The sequence below is a fragment of the Streptomyces sp. NPDC001002 genome (genome assembly GCF_053599215.1).
The window spans coordinates 19,441-33,770 of sequence record NZ_JBSFLV010000102.1 but is presented as its reverse complement, the minus strand read 5'-3'; the positions used below and the strand labels follow the sequence as shown (position 1 = coordinate 33,770).

Below are 14,330 nucleotides of genomic sequence, written 5' to 3'. Positions count from 1 at the left end.
TTGGGGGTTGTCGGCGGGGGCGAAGACCACGTCGGTCGTCTCGCCGCCGGCGATCGTGACCGTCTTGGCGAGGCGTACACCCTTGAAGGCCGCGGAGACGGTGACCTTCCGGTCGGCGGTGTCCGCGTTCTTCACCGGCACGGTGATCGTCAGTTCGGCGGTGCCCGTGTCCGGGAGGTCGGGCAGGCGGGTGTCCACGCGCGGGTCGCCGATGACCGCGGCGCCGGTGGAGCGCAGCCGGACGTGGTTCCAGATGCCGGCCGCCCGGTCGCGGACCGCGGGCATCCAGTCCCAGCCCGAAGAGGCCAGATACGTCGGGGAGTTGCGGTTCATCATGTTCGCGCCGGCGTCGACGAACGCGAGACCGGCGGGGCCCTTGTCGCCCGGGCTGCCCGGGAACGGCATCGGCGTGATCCGCACGGCGAGGGCCTGCGCGGCGTCGCCGCCGGTGGCCAGGAGCTTGGTGACGTCGAAGGCGGCGCGGGCGAAGGTGAAGGCGACCTCGCCGACGGAGCTGCCGTTGAGCCAGACGTCCGCCTTGTGGTTGACCCCGTCGAACTCCAGCCAGATGTGGCGTCCGGCGCCGGTGCGCAGGCCCTTGGGGAGGTGGAACTCGCGTCGGTACCACCAGGAGTGGCGTGAAAGGGCCTCCGGGACATGGAGGTTGTTGAATCCGGCCACCGGGTCGGGCAGATGGCCCTGGTCGACGAGCGAGGTCGTGACCGTGCCGGGGACCGTCGCCGGCAGCCAACGGCTCGTGTCCGCCGAGGACTTGGAGAGCGCGGCGCCGTCCCCCTCGGCCCAGTCGTCCATCGTCAGGTCCCAGCCGGACTCCAGCGGGACGGTGCCGTCCGCGGCGACCTTGAGGGCCGGGGGAGTGCGGTGGTTGGTGCCCCAGTCGGTCCAGCCCGTGGCCTCGGGGCGGGCGGTGCGGCAGGTGCCGTACACCTGGAAGCCGTTGAGGCCGAGCGGGTTGGTGTTGGAGCGCTTGCGCACCGTCATGCGGACCCAGCGGGCGCTGACCGGCTTGGCCAGGGCGATCTCCACGACCCCGCCCTTGCCGGAGGTGGTGCTGTACACCGTCGTCCAGGCCTTGTTGTCCCGCGAGGTCTCGACGACGTAGTCGACCGCGCAGCTGGAGAGGATCTCCTGGCCGGTCGTGTCGTTGCGCGGGCTGCCGCTGGTCGATTCGGTGAACGCCGGGTCGTCCGAGGTCGCCTCGAAGGTGAGGTGGACCGAGTCGACCTCGCACAGCGCCTGGAGGTCGACCGAGATCCACTGCGGATCACCGGCCGCCGCACGCCATCCCGTGCCGCGCACGCCGGTGGACGTCACCTTGTCGACCACGAACTCCGCGGGTGTGGGCGCGTAGTCGGTCGAGGAGACGGTGACGGGCCGATATCCGGCCAGCTCGCCCGGCGTCACCGGCCGGCTCGCCTGTCCGGATCCGGTCGCGAAGGCGTCGGTGGTCGAGGTCATGCCGAGGCCGAAGCCGGCCAGCAGGGCGGAGCCGGTGGAGAGGAGGGTGCGGCGCGAGGGTCTGGACAACTGATCCGACATGAAATACGGCTCCGATCAGGGAAGTTCAGGGCGCGGGCGAGCTCGGAGGCAGCCTGCTGACAACGTTGCCAGTGCGGCTCTGACAACGTTGCCAAACACTGCACCCGCGGGATTGGGCTGTCAAGGTTTCCGGCAGGCGTCAGAGGCCTCTCAGAATAAATTAGTAATTAATATTGACAAGGTTTCGGCCGCACGCCACAGTCGTCGCCGTGACGTCGAGGCCGCCGTCATGGGGGCGGCCACGTATCACGCCGTCCGCTTCCCAATCACCCGGAGAGGCACGTGACCTCACACCCGCAAGGCCGCAAGGCCGCAGGCCACAGACTCGGGCGCCGAGCCGGCACGGCCGCCGCGATCGCGACGGTGCTCGCCGTGACCGCGGCTCCCGCGGCGATGGCGCAGACCCCCGAGGCGTCGGCGCAGGCGCCCAAGGGGCAGGGCGCAGTGGATCAGGGCGCCGTGGACCGGGGCGCTGTGGACCAGGGCGCTCCCGCGTACTACGACAGCGGTCTCGCTCCGACGCCCTACATGGGCTGGAACACCTACTACGGGCTCGGCGCGCCCACCGAGAAGGAGGTGCGCTCGGTCGCCGACAAGCTGGTCAGCAGTGGTCTGCGGGACAGCGGCTACGACATCGTGTGGCTGGACGGCGGCTGGCAGGCCGACAACCCCCGTGACGCACAAGGGCGGTTGGTGGCCAACCCGGACCGCTTCCCCTCCGGGATCCCCGCGCTCGTCTCCTACCTGCACCAGCGCGGACTGCGTGCGGGCATCTACACCGACGCCGGCACCTACGACGGCGGCAAGAGCTGCGGGCTCGGCAGTCGCGGGTACTACGACCAGGACGCGCGGCAGTTCGCCGGCTGGAAGGTCGACGCGATCAAGGTCGACTTCCTGTGCGGGATCGGCGCCAAGCTCGATCCGGGCCCGGCCTTCAAGGAGTTCAGCGACGCGGTCGCCAAGTCCGGCCGCAAGATGCTGCTCAACCTCTGCAACCCGCTCACCGACGACTGGGGCCTGCCGCACACCCCCGAGCAGGACGCGCACAACACGTACGTCTACGCCCCGACCGCCGCCGACTCCTGGCGCACCGGCACCGACATCGCCTGGGGCACCGCGAGCCCCGGCCAGTGGCCCAACGTGCTGCGCAACATGGACGCCAACGCCTGGCACCCCGAGGCGCAGGGACCCGGTCACTACAACGACCCGGACTACCTGATCCCCATGCGCAAGATGACCGACGGGTCGTACGAGCTGACGCAGGAGGAGTCCACCAGCCAGTTCGTCATGTGGGCCGAGATGGGCTCACCGCTCGTCCTCGGCTCTGACCCGCGCACCCTGTCCGACGCGATGCTGAAGACCCTCCGCAACCCGGAGATCATCGCCGTCGACCAGGATCCCCTCGCCATCCAGGGCGTGCGCGTGGCCTCGGACTCCGTCGGGGACGTGTACAGCAAGGTGCTGGACGGGCGCGGCCGGCGTGCGGTCGTGCTGCTCAACCGGTCCGACCAACCCGCCCAGCGGACCGTGCAGTTCGCGGACGCCGGGCTCGGCGGGCCGGTCCAGGTAAGGGACTTGCGGGCACGGACGGACAAGGGCACGCACACGGGCTCGTACACCGTCGAAGTCCCTGCCCACGGCACCGCGTTCCTCAAGCTGACCGGCGCCGACGCCCTGCCCGGCACCGACCTGGGCGAGAAGACCACGGCCAGCCCGGCCGCCGTGCGTGACGGCTCCGGACTGACCACCTTCTCCCGTGGGCCGCACGGCTCCCTCGTCCAGCGCACGGACGACGGCCGCACCCGTGACCTCGGTGGCCCCGCGCAGGGCAGGATCCTGGGTCAGCCCGCCGCGTACGCCTCCGCGGGCGGCCGCATCGACGTCTTCGTGCGGGGCGCCGACTCCCGGGCCTACCGGCGGGTCTTCGACCAGGGGCGCTGGAGCGCCTGGCAGGGCCTCGGCGGTCGGCTGACCGACGCGCCCTCCGTCGCTTTTACCGACCCCGCGCACTGGACGCTCGTCGCACGCGGCGCGGACGGCCTGATCACGCAGCGCGGTCCCGCGACCGGGTGGTCGACGCTCGGGGCGCCCGACGACCGTCCGACGTACGGGCGTCCGTCCGCCGTCGTCGACGCGCAGGGGCGCGTCCATGTCGCCGTACGCACCGCCGCGGACGACATCTGGACGCGGTCGCGCGACACCTCGGGGCAGTGGTCGGCGTGGACCTCGCTCGGCGGGACGGTCAGCGGCAGTCCGACGCTGGTCGCCGTCGGGGACGCGGTCGTGCTGTACGCGCGGGCCGCGGACTACACGCTCTGGCAGCAGCGGTACGCCGACGGTGCCTGGCAGGGCTGGAGCAAGCGACAGGAGTTCCCGAGCGCCGCCTTCGACGGGGCGCTGGGTGTGGTCGCGGGGCCCGACGGCTCCGTCGACGCAGTGTTCCGCGGAGTGGACGGCTATCTGCACCGGACCGAATTCAAATAAATTAGGAATCAATCATGGTCAACCAACTGCCCAGCCGACGCCTCTTCCTCGGCGGACTCGGTGCCGCCGGCACCGCGGCACTGCTCAGCGGCTGCGTCACCTCCACCTCCACCGGCAAGAGCTCCTCGAAGGGCGCGGTGACCCTCCAGTCCAACGTGTCCGCCCCGCAGGCCAAGGCCGCGATGGAGGACGTCGTCGCCGCCTACGCCAAGCAGGGCTCCGGCAAGGCGAGCCTCAACACGGTCGCCGCGGAGACCTTCCGCACCCAGCTGCCGACGTACCTCACCTCGGCCAACCCGCCGGACGTCTACACCTGGTACCCCGGCTCGGTGGCGGACGCCTACGCCAAGAAGAACCTGCTGCTCGACCTCGACGAGGTGTGGAGCTCCTCGCCCGATCTCAAGAAGTACAGCAAGGCGCTGAACACGCTCTGCACCGCGAGCTCCGGCAAGAAGGTCTTCGTGCCCAACACCTACTACTGGTGGGGCATGTTCTACCGGAAGTCCAACTTCGCCAAGTGGGGCGTGAGCGAGCCCAAGAGCTGGGACGACTTCCTCGACCTGTGCGACAAGCTCAAGAGCAAGGGCGTCAACCCGATCGGGCTCGGCGCGGGCGGCAACACCCCCTGGGTCGCGTCCGCCTGGTTCGACTACCTGGACATCCGGATCAACGGCGCCCAGTACCACCGTGAACTCCTCGCCGGGAAGCACCGGTTCGACGACCCCGAGGTACGCAAGGTCTTCGACCGCTGGCAGGAGGTGCTGCCGTTCTTCGACCCGAACGGCACCGCCGTGGCCTTCCAGGACGCGACGACCTCGCTGCTCAACGGCCGCAGCGGCATGATGCTCATCGGCACCTTCTTCGCCGACGCGGCACCCAAGGACGCCCTGGACGACATCGACTTCTTCCGCTTCCCCGTCATCGACTCCAAGATCCCGCTCGCCGAAGAGGCGCCCGTCGACGGCTACTTCGCCAGCGCCCGCACCGGCCGCAAGGACCAGGTCACCGACCTGATGAAGTACCTCGCCACCGCCGAGGCCCAGGAGATCTACATCAAGGGCTCCTCCGGCACCGTCCTGCCCTGCAACCCCGACGCGAAGGACGCCGGCACCCCGCTGGTCATCAAGGGCCGCAAGCACATCGACGAGGCGGCCGAGATCACCCAGTTCTTCAACCGGGACTCCAGCGACGCCCTCCAGCCCACCGCCGACAACGCGTTGACCAAGTTCCTGGCCAAGCCCAAGTCGATCGGGAGCATCCTCACCGACTGGCAGCGCGACGCCGAGAAGATCTGGAACGCCTGACATGGCTGTCCTGACCGCACCCGAACGGAAGTCCCCGGCCCGCACGCCCGTCAAGGGCAAGCGGGCCCGGGGGCCCCGGCGCACACCCCCGCTGGTGCTCGCCTTCGTCCTGGTCCCGCTCCTCGCCGAAGCGGTGTGGGTGTTCTGGCCCGCGCTCCAGGGCTTCTACCTCGCCCTCACCGACTGGGACGGCGTCTCCGCACCGCGCTTCGTCGGCCTGGACAACTTCCGGGAGATGGCCCACGACGAGGTCTTCCGCAGCGCCACCGGCCACACCGTCCTGTGGCTCGTCCTCTTCGGCGGTCTGTCCGCCCTGCTCGGCCTCGCCGCCGCCCTGCTGCTCCAACAGGAGCGGCGCGGCGTCGGGTTCTACCGCGCGGCCCTCTTCCTGCCGGTCGTCTTCTCGCTGGTCGCCACCGCCCTGGTCTGGCAGGCGATCTACCAGCCCGACGGCGTCCTGAACCAACTCCTGCAGTCCGTCGGCCTCGGCAGCCTGCGGCACGCCTGGCTCGCGGACCAGGACACCGCCCTGTACGCGGTGATCGTGCCCGCGCTGTGGCGCCAGATCGGCTACGTCATGGTCCTCTACCTGGCCGGCCTCAAGGGCATCGACCCCGCCCTGTACGAGGCCGCGAAGGTCGACGGCGCGACCGCCTGGCAACGCTTCCGGCACGTCACCCTGCCCCAACTGCGCAGTGTCAACGCGGTCGTTCTGTCGGTCATCGTCATCGACTCGCTGCGCTCCTTCGACGTCGTGTGGTCGCTGACCCGCGGCGGCCCCTACCACTCGTCCGAGCTGCTGAGCACCTACATGTACTCGACCGCCTTCCAGTCCCTGCGCCTGGGCTACGGCTCCGCGCTCGCCGTCGTCATCTTCGTGCTGGCCTTCGGCGTGATCTGCTCCTACCTCGTCCGCGCGTTCAGGGAGGCCGACTGATGTCCGCCAACTCCACCGCCCTGCGCCGCAGGCGGGCCGCGACCGCCGGATTCCACCTCGGCGCCGGCGCGCTGGCGATCCTGTGGCTGCTGCCCATCGCCCTGGTCGTGGTGACCAGCCTGCGCTCCTTCGACGACATCGCCGCCCATGGCCTGGGCAGTTGGCCGCACTCCTTCACCTTCGGCAACTTCAGCCAGGCCTGGGTCGACGGCGGCCAGCAGCGCGCCCTCATCAACAGCCTGGTCGTCACGATCCCCTGCGTCCTGGTCACGCTGGCCCTCGCCGCGATGGCCGCGTTCGCCCTCAGCCGCTACGAAGTCCCCTTCCGGCGCTCGCTGTTGCTCCTCATGCTCGGCGGCAACCTGCTCCCCCCGCAGATCCTGCTCATCCCGGTGTCCAAGCTCAGCGAAGTGATGGGCATCTACGACACCCTGCCCGCGCTCATCGGCGTGCAGATCGGCTTCGGCGTCGGCTTCTACGTCTTCGTGCTGCACGGGTTCATGCGGTCGATCCCGGTGGAGATCCAGCAGGCGGCCGTCGTCGACGGCGCCGGACCCTGGCAGATCTTCTGGCGGATCATCCTCCCGCTGACCAGGCCCGCCCTGGCCGCACTCAGCGCCCTGTCCTTCACCTGGATCTTCAACGACCTGCTCTGGGCGATCACCGTCCTGCGCAGCGACACCAAGATGCCGATCACCGCCGCACTCATCGGCCTTCAGGGTCAGTACGTGTCGATGTGGAACGTCATCGCGGCCGGTTCCGTCATCGCCGCCGCGCCCACGGTCGCCGTGTTCCTGCGCTTCCAGCGGCACTTCGTCGCCGGACTCAACCTGGGGGCGGTCAAGTGACGTACCAGCGCTGGACCTTGCGCACGGAGAACACCAGCTACACCGTGCGCCTGTCCCCGGACGGCCCCTGGGCCGAACTCGACGCATGGGGACCGCTCGGCGTCGAGGACGGCCCGTCCGCCCTGGACTGGTCCCGGCGTACGCACTTCATCACGCCCGCCGACGCGGCACCGGCCGAGTATCTGCCGTACGGGCTGCGGCCGTTCACCGGATCGGAGCTGGTCGCCTCGCGTCCGGACGGCGACGACCGGGGCGTGTGGTGGGAGTTCGCGGGGGCGGAGGAGAGCGAGGGCTCACTGCGACTCGCGTTCCATGACACGCAGTTGGGGCTGGGGACCGTCCTCTGCTACGAGACCGTGCCGGACACGGACGTGGTCCTGCGCTGGACCGAGTTCACCGCCACGGAGGAACTCCGCCTGGAGCGCCTCGACTCGGCGGCGGTGACCGTCCCCATCTCCGGCGTCGCCCGGCTGACGTACCTCACGGGTCAGTGGTCGCAGGAGTTCCAGCGCACCCAACTCGACCTGCCGCGAGGCACGTTCAGCATCGGCAGCCTCCAGAGCCTGCCGGGGCACGCGTACGCGCCCTGGCTCGCGGTGCAGGACGGCGACTCGCCGGCCGCGTACGGGATCGCCCTCGCGTGGCCCGGGAACTGGCACATCACAGCGGAGGCCGCGCCCGGCGGCTCGGTACGAGTGCGGGCAGGCCGGGTGCCGCACGAGGGGGTGGCCCTGCTCGCACCTGGGGAGACCCTCGCCACGCCCCAACTGGCCTGCGCTTTCAGCCCGGAGGGCCTCGACGGGCTCTCCCGCGTCTGGCACCGCTACGAACGCCGGCTCACCGGCGAGCGTCTGCACCGCCCGCGCAAGGTCCTCTACAACTCCTGGGAGGCCACCGGCTTCGACGTCGAGGCGGCCGGTCAACTGGAGCTGGCGAAGACGGCCGCCGACATCGGCGCCGAGCTGTTCGTCGTGGACGACGGCTGGTTCACCGGACGGCACGACGACACCGGGGGACTGGGTGACTGGTGGCCGGACCCGGCCGCGTTCCCGCAGGGCTTCGACCAATTCGTGGCGGACGTAAGGGCGTTGGGCCTCGACTTCGGCCTCTGGGTCGAGCCCGAGGCCGTCAGCCCCAAGAGCCGGCTGTACGCCGAACACCCCGAGTGGGTCTACCGGATCGAGGGCCGCCCGCGTCGGCTCGTCCGCAACCAACTCCTCCTCGACCTCGGCCGTCCCGACGTCCAGGACTTCGTGATCGGGACGCTCGACCGGCTGCTCGGCGCGTACGACATCAGCTACCTCAAGTGGGACATGAACCGGCCGCCCACCGAGCGCGGGCGCCCCGGTGCAGGGCGCGTCGACCTCGATGCCGAGCATGTCGCCGGATACCTGCGTGTCCTCGATCACCTGCGGTCCGCCCACCCCGACGTGATCGTCGAGGGCTGCGCGGGTGGTGGCGGGCGGATCGAGCACGCGACCATCGCGCGCACCGACGTGGTGTGGCCCAGCGACAACACCGCCCCGCTGGACCGGCTCGCCATCCAGTACGGCTTCCTGCACGCGCACGCCCCGCACGTGATGAGTTCCTGGGTCACCGACGCGCCCGGTGTCTTCGATCCGCGCCCGCGCAGCCTCGCCTTCCGCTTCGTCAACGCCATGTGCGGGGTGCTGGGCATCGGCGCCGACCTGCGGGAATGGACACCGGAGCAGCGGGCCGAGGCCGCCGGGTGGATCGCTCGCTACAAGGACGTACGGGATGTCATCCACCACGGCGAGGCACGGCTTCTCGGGACGCCGGAGGAGCCGAGTTGCGGGGTGCAGTACGACCTCGGTGAGCGTACGGTCGTCGCCGCGCTGAGTACCGGGCGGCTCGATGGCGCGCCGCTCGTGCCGGGGCGGGCGAGCCGGCTCCGGCTGCGGGGGCTGGACACCGCCGCGCGCTACCGGGACACGGCGACGGGGACGGCGTACAGCGGAGCGCATCTGCTGCATCACGGGCTGCCGTTCGCCTGGAGCGGCGATCATGACGCCGACCTGGTCGTGCTGATGCGCGAGTGAGCCCCTTATGTTTCCAGCAAGCCCTTACTCGTGAAAACCGCGAAGGACCCGAAGGTCGCGAAGGAGTCGAACCTCGATGGACCAGCCCGAACGCCGGCCCGGCGCCCGTTTCACCGGCCGCACGGCCGTGGTCACCGGCGCGGCCTCCGGCATCGGAGCCGCCACGGCCGTACGCCTCGCCGAGGAGGGAGCGGCCGTGGTGCTCACCGATGTCGCCGAGGAGCGGGGCGAGGGGGTGGCGGAGCGGATCGGCAAGGACGGCGGGCGGGCCCGGTTCGTGACCGCCGATGTCGCGGTCGAGGAGGACTGGGCGCGGGTCGTCGCCGCGGCGCACGCCTTCGGGCCGGTCGACGTCCTCGTCAGCAACGCCTTCACCGTCGACGTCACGCCCGCCCACGAGATGACCCTGCCGTCCTGGCAACGGCAGCTCGACGTCAACCTGACCGGCAGCTTCCTCGGTTTCCGGGCCGTCCTGCCCGACCTGCGCGAACGCGCCGGAGCGGTGGTGCTCACCTCGTCCGTCCACGCCCACCGCGGGATCCCCGGACACCCCGCGTACGCCGCCGCCAAGGGGGCTCTGCTGTCCCTGTGCGGTCAACTGGCCGTCGAATACGGGCCCGAGGTGCGCGTCAACGCCGTGGTGCCCGGCCCGATCCTCACCGGGGCCTGGGACCGGGTACCCGAGGACGAACGCGAACAGAGCGTCGCCGAGACGGCCGCCCGGCGGTTCGGCACCCCGGAGGAGGTGGCCGCGGCCATCGCCTTCCTCGCCGCCGACGAGGCCTCGTACATCACCGGGACGAGCCTGGTCGTGGACGGCGGCTGGAGCGTAGTGAAGGCATCCGCATGACCGCGCACCCCTCGATCCGGTCGCACCGGACGAACGAGAAAGGCAGTACGACATGAGCTCCTACGCCCGCCGCGGCGTGCACGGTCAGACCGTGGAGGCCCTCGCGCGCCGCATCCTGGGCGGTGAGATCCCCGAGGGGGCCACACTCGACCTGGTGGCACTCCAGAGCGAGCTGGACGTGAGCCTCACCGCCCTGCGCGAATCGCTCAAGGTGCTCGCCGCCAAGGGGATGGTCGACGCCCGGCAGAAGCGCGGCACCTTCGTACGCGCCCGCGCCGACTGGAACCTCCTCGACGCCGACGTGCTGCGCTGGCAGTTCGAGGGGGACCACACCACGGACGCCGACCGGGCGCTGCTGCGCAACCTGGCCGAGGTGCGCGCCATCATCGAACCGGCCGCCGTCCGCCTCGCCGCCGCCCGGCGCACCGATGAGGACCTGGCCGCGCTGGAGGGCGCCCTGGACGCGATGGCGGAGCAGGACGCGGGCGCCTCGCACGCCGTCGACGCCGACCTCGCCTTCCACCGCGCCCTGCTCAACGCCACCCACAACGAACTCCTCGAACGCATGGAGATGGTCATCGAGTCCGGCCTCGCCCACCGCGACCACATCGTGCACAGCGCCCCGCACAGCGAGGACCCCGTGCCCGCCCACCGCGCGGTCCTGGACGCCGTGCGCGACCGGGACCCGCTCCGCGCCGAGGCCGCCATGCGGGCCCTGCTCGACCAGGCCGGCCGCGACCTCGACCGGGTCGGCACCGCAGACGACGACACGGAAGGCTCCCGAGCCAAGTGAAGATCACCCGTATCGAAACCTTCCTGGTCCCGCCGCGCTGGCTGTTCTGCCGCGTGGAGACCGACGACGGCGTGGTCGGCTGGGGCGAACCCGTCGTCGAGGGCCGCGCGGAGGTCGTCCGGGCCGCCGTCGAGGTCCTGTCCGAGTACCTCGTCGGCCAGGACCCGCTGCGCATCCAGGACCACTGGCAGGTGCTCACCAAGGGCGGCTTCTACCGCGGCGGCCCGGTCCTCTCCAGCGCCGTCGCGGGCATCGACCAGGCACTGTGGGACATCGCCGGGAAGACGTACGGCGCCCCCGTGCACGCCCTGCTCGGCGGCCCCGTGCGCGACCGGGTCCGGGTCTACGCCTGGGTCGGCGGCGACGAACCCGCCGAACTCACCGACCAGATCGCCGAACAGGTCGAGGCCGGCTTCACCGCCGTCAAGATGAACGGCGCCGGCGCCACCTCGCCGCTCGCCACCGCCGCCGAGACCGCGGCCGTCGTCGCCCGCGTCGCCGCCGCCCGCGAGGCCCTGGGCCCCGACCGGGACGTCGCCGTCGACTTCCACGGCCGCTTCAGCGCGGCGAGTTCGCGTCGGGTCCTGGCCGAACTGGCGCCGCTGCACCCGCTGTTCGTCGAGGAGCCGGTCGTCCCCGAGCAGAGCCACCTGCTGCCGGGGCTCGTCTCTTCGACGTCTGTGCCGCTCGCCACCGGTGAACGACTCTACGGACGCGCCGAGTTCCTCCCCGTCCTCGCCGCCGGAGTCGCCGTCGCCCAGCCGGACCTCTCCCACGCCGGCGGCATCTCCGAGGTGCACCGCATCGCCTCGCTCGCCGAGACCTACGGCGCCCAGCTCGCCCCGCACTGCCCCCTCGGCCCGATCGCGCTCGCGGCCAGCCTCCAGATCGCCTTCGCCACGCCCAACTTCCTCATCCAGGAACAGAGTCGGGGCATCCACTACAACAAGGACGCCGACCTCCTCTCCTACCTGGTCGACCCCGAGCCGTTCCGCTTCATCGACGGTCACGCGCCCCGCAACGACGCGCCCGGCCTCGGCATAAGCGTCGACGAGGACGCGGTGCGGGCGGCCGACCGTACGGGACACGCGTGGCGCAATCCGGTGTGGCGGCACGCCGACGGGTCGTTCGCGGAGTGGTGACCATGGACTCCTCGACCTTGCGGATCGTCACCGACCCTGCCCACGGCGGGCGTTGGACCTCGCTGCGTGCGGGGGAGCGGGAGTGGCTGTGGCGGCGGGACGGCGTCGGGCGCGAGGACGTGTCCCCGGGGGACCACTTCGTGGACGCGGGCGGCCTTGAGGAGTGCGTGCCTACGGTTCGGGGCGTGCCGGATCATGGGGACGCGTGGGCCCGGGTCTGGACCCGGGACGGGACAGACACCGAGCGCGTCGAGTGCGAGCGGTTCTCGCTGACCCGGACGATCGGCGCGGGACCGGTGGTCGACTACGTCCTGTCGGCCGACCCGGGCTTCCGCTTCGTCTGGGCCGCGCACGCGCTCCTCGACCTGTCCCCGCGGGCCACCCTGCACATGCCGGAGGGGGCGAGCACCCGGCTCTATCCCTCGGCCGACGGCCCCTGGGTGGAAGGCGGTTGGCCCGCGACCGGGGACGTACGTCTCGACCGGTTCGGGCCGGACGACGGCACCGCGGTCGGCGCCGTCGTCGACGCCTCCCGCGCCTGCGTCCACGACGATGAGGACCGGCTGGCGTTCGTCCTGGAGGCCGAAGGGCAGCCGGTGTCGATCGCTCTGTGGCGCAACCTCGGCGGGTTTCCGGCCGATGGTCCCTATCGCAGCACGGGCGTCGAGCCGATGCTCGGCCGTGTCTTCGACCTCGCCGAGGCCGGTCCCGACGACGCGGCGCGCGTCCCGTCGTCCGGTGAGGCGCACTGGCGTCTGACCCTCGCCGCTGTCTGCAACTGCACCTGAGACACCCGGAATTGGAGCCCAGTAGATGGATCTGCGAGCGTCCCTCGCCGCCCACCGTCTCGTCGCGATCGTGCGCGGAGACGATCCCGAGGCCGCGTTGAGCACCGTACTGACCCTGGCCGCGGAGGGCGTCGAGCTGATCGAGGTCTCCCTCACCGGCAAGGACGCGCTCACCGTCATCGAGCGGGCCCGGCAGGCCCTCGGCCCCGACCACCCCCTCGGCGCCGGTACGGTCCTGTCCGCCGACGACGCCCTGGCCGCCCAGCGCGCCGGTGCCGACTTCGCCGTGACCCCCGCGCTCGGCGAAGGGGTGAGCGCGGCAAGGGAGTTGGGCATGCCGGTGATCGCCGGAGTGATGACCCCGACCGAGATCGTGGCCGCGCGCGCCTTCGGCGCCGCCGCGCTGAAGATCTTCCCGGCTGCGGAGGCGGGTGGGCCCGCCTACCTCAAGGCGTTGCAAGGGCCGTTCCCTCAGGAGTCGTTCGTGCCGGTGGGCGGCGTGGACGAGACCGCGGCCCGGGCGTATCTGGCCGCCGGGGCGATCGCGGTCGGCGTCGGTTCGCCGCTCGTCGGTGACGCCGCCGACGGCGGGAGTCTCGCCGAGTTGCGTACGCGGGCCCGTGTCTTCCGGGGTGTCGCGGGGGAGTTCGCGCTGTGACCGAGACCTTCCGCGCGCAGGCTCTCCACCCCGACCGGCTGGAACTCGGCGAAGGCATACGCTGGACCGACGTAGGCATCTTCCTCGTCGACATCCTCGCGGGCCGGCTGCTGCACGCCCCCGAGGAGCCCGACACGCCCCTGCGTGAACTGGCCCGGCTGCCCTTCCCGTTGGGCGCGGTCGCACCTGTTGCCGGGAGGCCCGGCACCTGGATTGCCGCCGCAGGCACCGGGATCTGCCTGCTCACGCCCGACGGTTCGACCGACTGGCTCGCCCGGCCTGAGGACGATGCCCCGCTGCCCATGCGCATGAACGACGCGACCGCCGACCCGTCCGGCCGGTTCTGGGCGGGCAGCATGGCGTACGGCGCCGACGAGGGGGCCGGTTCGCTGTACCGGGTCGACCACGACGGCACGGTGAGTCGCGTGCTCGACGGCATCAGCGTGCCCAACGGGCCTGTTTTCACGGCCGACGGGACCGGCATGTACCTGGCCGACAGTGCGCGCGGGATCGTGCGGCGGTATCCGGTGGACCCGGCGACCGGCGAACTCGGCGACCCCGAGACGTTCGTGACGGTGGCCGAGGGCAGCCCTGACGGCATGACCGTCGACGGGGAAGGCGCCGTGTGGATGGCGGTGTGGGGGACCGGGACCGTGCGTCGGTATCTGCCGGACGGGAGTCTCGACCGGACGGTGCGGCTGCCCGCGCGGCAGCCTGCGGGGGTGTGCCTTCGGGAGGACGTCCTGTACGTCACCACCGCTCGCGTGGGGCTGACCGACCCCGGCCCCGATGACGGCGCCCTCTTCGCCGTGCGGGTGGAGGTGCCGGGGCGTCCGGCGGATGCTTACCGTCCGGTGACGGGCGTCTCTCGTTCCGAGGCGGGCGCCTCTCGTCCGGTGACGGGCG

11 protein-coding genes and 1 pseudogene are annotated in these 14,330 nt (G+C 71.5%); 11 read left to right on the top strand and 1 reads right to left on the bottom strand.

From position 1 onward, the window contains the following. Nucleotides 1–1,560, bottom strand: a 1,560-nt coding sequence (locus ACWDR3_RS34275) for a glycosyl hydrolase 2 galactose-binding domain-containing protein (RefSeq protein WP_450356449.1), incomplete at its 3' end; no start/stop codon positions are given. 393 nt (nt 1,561–1,953) lie between these two features. On the opposite strand from ACWDR3_RS34275, the gene ACWDR3_RS34270 reads away from it, so the two are divergent. The 11 genes and pseudogenes from ACWDR3_RS34270 to ACWDR3_RS34220 all read left to right on the top strand — a co-directional run. Then, nucleotides 1,954–4,044 carry a glycoside hydrolase family 27 protein gene (locus tag ACWDR3_RS34270; RefSeq protein ID WP_450356453.1) on the top strand — a complete coding sequence of 697 codons (2,091 nt, stop codon included), beginning with the start codon at nt 1,954–1,956 and terminating at the stop codon, nt 4,042–4,044. Nucleotides 4,045–4,058: 14 nt separating this feature from the next. Then, nucleotides 4,059–5,348, top strand: coding sequence for an ABC transporter substrate-binding protein (locus tag ACWDR3_RS34265; RefSeq protein WP_450356448.1), 1,290 nt, complete (start codon nt 4,059–4,061; stop codon nt 5,346–5,348). 1 nt (nt 5,349) lies between these two features. Further along, entirely contained in the window at nt 5,350–6,285 is a 936-nt protein-coding gene (locus ACWDR3_RS34260; protein ID WP_450356447.1) for a carbohydrate ABC transporter permease, read from the top strand. Beyond that, complete coding sequence (locus tag ACWDR3_RS34255) at nt 6,285–7,133, top strand: carbohydrate ABC transporter permease (protein WP_401726012.1); 849 nt, start codon at nt 6,285–6,287, stop codon at nt 7,131–7,133. The genes ACWDR3_RS34260 and ACWDR3_RS34255 overlap by 1 nt, the downstream gene beginning before the upstream one ends. After that, complete coding sequence (locus tag ACWDR3_RS34250; RefSeq protein WP_450356446.1) at nt 7,130–9,193, top strand: alpha-galactosidase; 2,064 nt, start codon at nt 7,130–7,132, stop codon at nt 9,191–9,193. The genes ACWDR3_RS34255 and ACWDR3_RS34250 overlap by 4 nt, the downstream gene beginning before the upstream one ends. A 76-nt stretch (nt 9,194–9,269) precedes the next feature. Continuing rightward, a complete protein-coding gene (locus ACWDR3_RS34245) occupies nt 9,270–10,043 on the top strand; it encodes an SDR family NAD(P)-dependent oxidoreductase (RefSeq protein ID WP_450356445.1) in 774 nt (257 codons plus the stop codon). A 52-nt stretch (nt 10,044–10,095) separates the two neighbouring features. Continuing rightward, the gene (locus ACWDR3_RS34240; RefSeq protein ID WP_401726016.1) at nt 10,096–10,836 is read left to right on the top strand and encodes a FadR/GntR family transcriptional regulator; all 741 of its coding nucleotides are present in this window, start codon (nt 10,096–10,098) and stop codon (nt 10,834–10,836) included. After that, on the top strand, nt 10,833–11,978 hold the full coding sequence (dgoD, locus tag ACWDR3_RS34235; RefSeq protein WP_450356444.1) for a galactonate dehydratase: 1,146 nt from the start codon (nt 10,833–10,835) through the stop codon (nt 11,976–11,978). The genes ACWDR3_RS34240 and dgoD overlap by 4 nt, the downstream gene beginning before the upstream one ends. Nucleotides 11,979–11,980: 2 nt before the next feature. Beyond that, entirely contained in the window at nt 11,981–12,766 is a 786-nt protein-coding gene (locus ACWDR3_RS34230; protein ID WP_450356443.1) for a hypothetical protein, read from the top strand. Nucleotides 12,767–12,791: 25 nt separating this feature from the next. Then, nucleotides 12,792–13,424, top strand: a complete 633-nt coding sequence (locus tag ACWDR3_RS34225; RefSeq protein WP_450356442.1) for a bifunctional 4-hydroxy-2-oxoglutarate aldolase/2-dehydro-3-deoxy-phosphogluconate aldolase — start codon at nt 12,792–12,794, stop codon at nt 13,422–13,424. After that, a pseudogene (locus ACWDR3_RS34220) lies at nt 13,421–14,290 on the top strand (SMP-30/gluconolactonase/LRE family protein); the annotation flags it as partial. The gene ACWDR3_RS34225 and the pseudogene ACWDR3_RS34220, both read left to right, overlap by 4 nt. Nucleotides 14,291–14,330: the final 40 nt, after the last annotated feature.

What these genes read in the sequence shown, in the direction of transcription:
- ACWDR3_RS34270 (WP_450356453.1), top strand. Translation starts at nt 1,954, where the DNA reads ATGGCGCAGACCCCCGAGGCGTCGGCGCAGGCGCCCAAGGGGCAGGGC.
- ACWDR3_RS34265 (WP_450356448.1), top strand. Translation starts at nt 4,059, where the DNA reads ATGGTCAACCAACTGCCCAGCCGACGCCTCTTCCTCGGCGGACTCGGT.
- ACWDR3_RS34260 (WP_450356447.1), top strand. Translation starts at nt 5,350, where the DNA reads ATGGCTGTCCTGACCGCACCCGAACGGAAGTCCCCGGCCCGCACGCCC.
- ACWDR3_RS34255 (WP_401726012.1), top strand. Translation starts at nt 6,285, where the DNA reads ATGTCCGCCAACTCCACCGCCCTGCGCCGCAGGCGGGCCGCGACCGCC.
- ACWDR3_RS34245 (WP_450356445.1), top strand. Translation starts at nt 9,270, where the DNA reads ATGGACCAGCCCGAACGCCGGCCCGGCGCCCGTTTCACCGGCCGCACG.
- ACWDR3_RS34240 (WP_401726016.1), top strand. Translation starts at nt 10,096, where the DNA reads ATGAGCTCCTACGCCCGCCGCGGCGTGCACGGTCAGACCGTGGAGGCC.
- ACWDR3_RS34230 (WP_450356443.1), top strand. Translation starts at nt 11,981, where the DNA reads ATGGACTCCTCGACCTTGCGGATCGTCACCGACCCTGCCCACGGCGGG.
- ACWDR3_RS34225 (WP_450356442.1), top strand. Translation starts at nt 12,792, where the DNA reads ATGGATCTGCGAGCGTCCCTCGCCGCCCACCGTCTCGTCGCGATCGTG.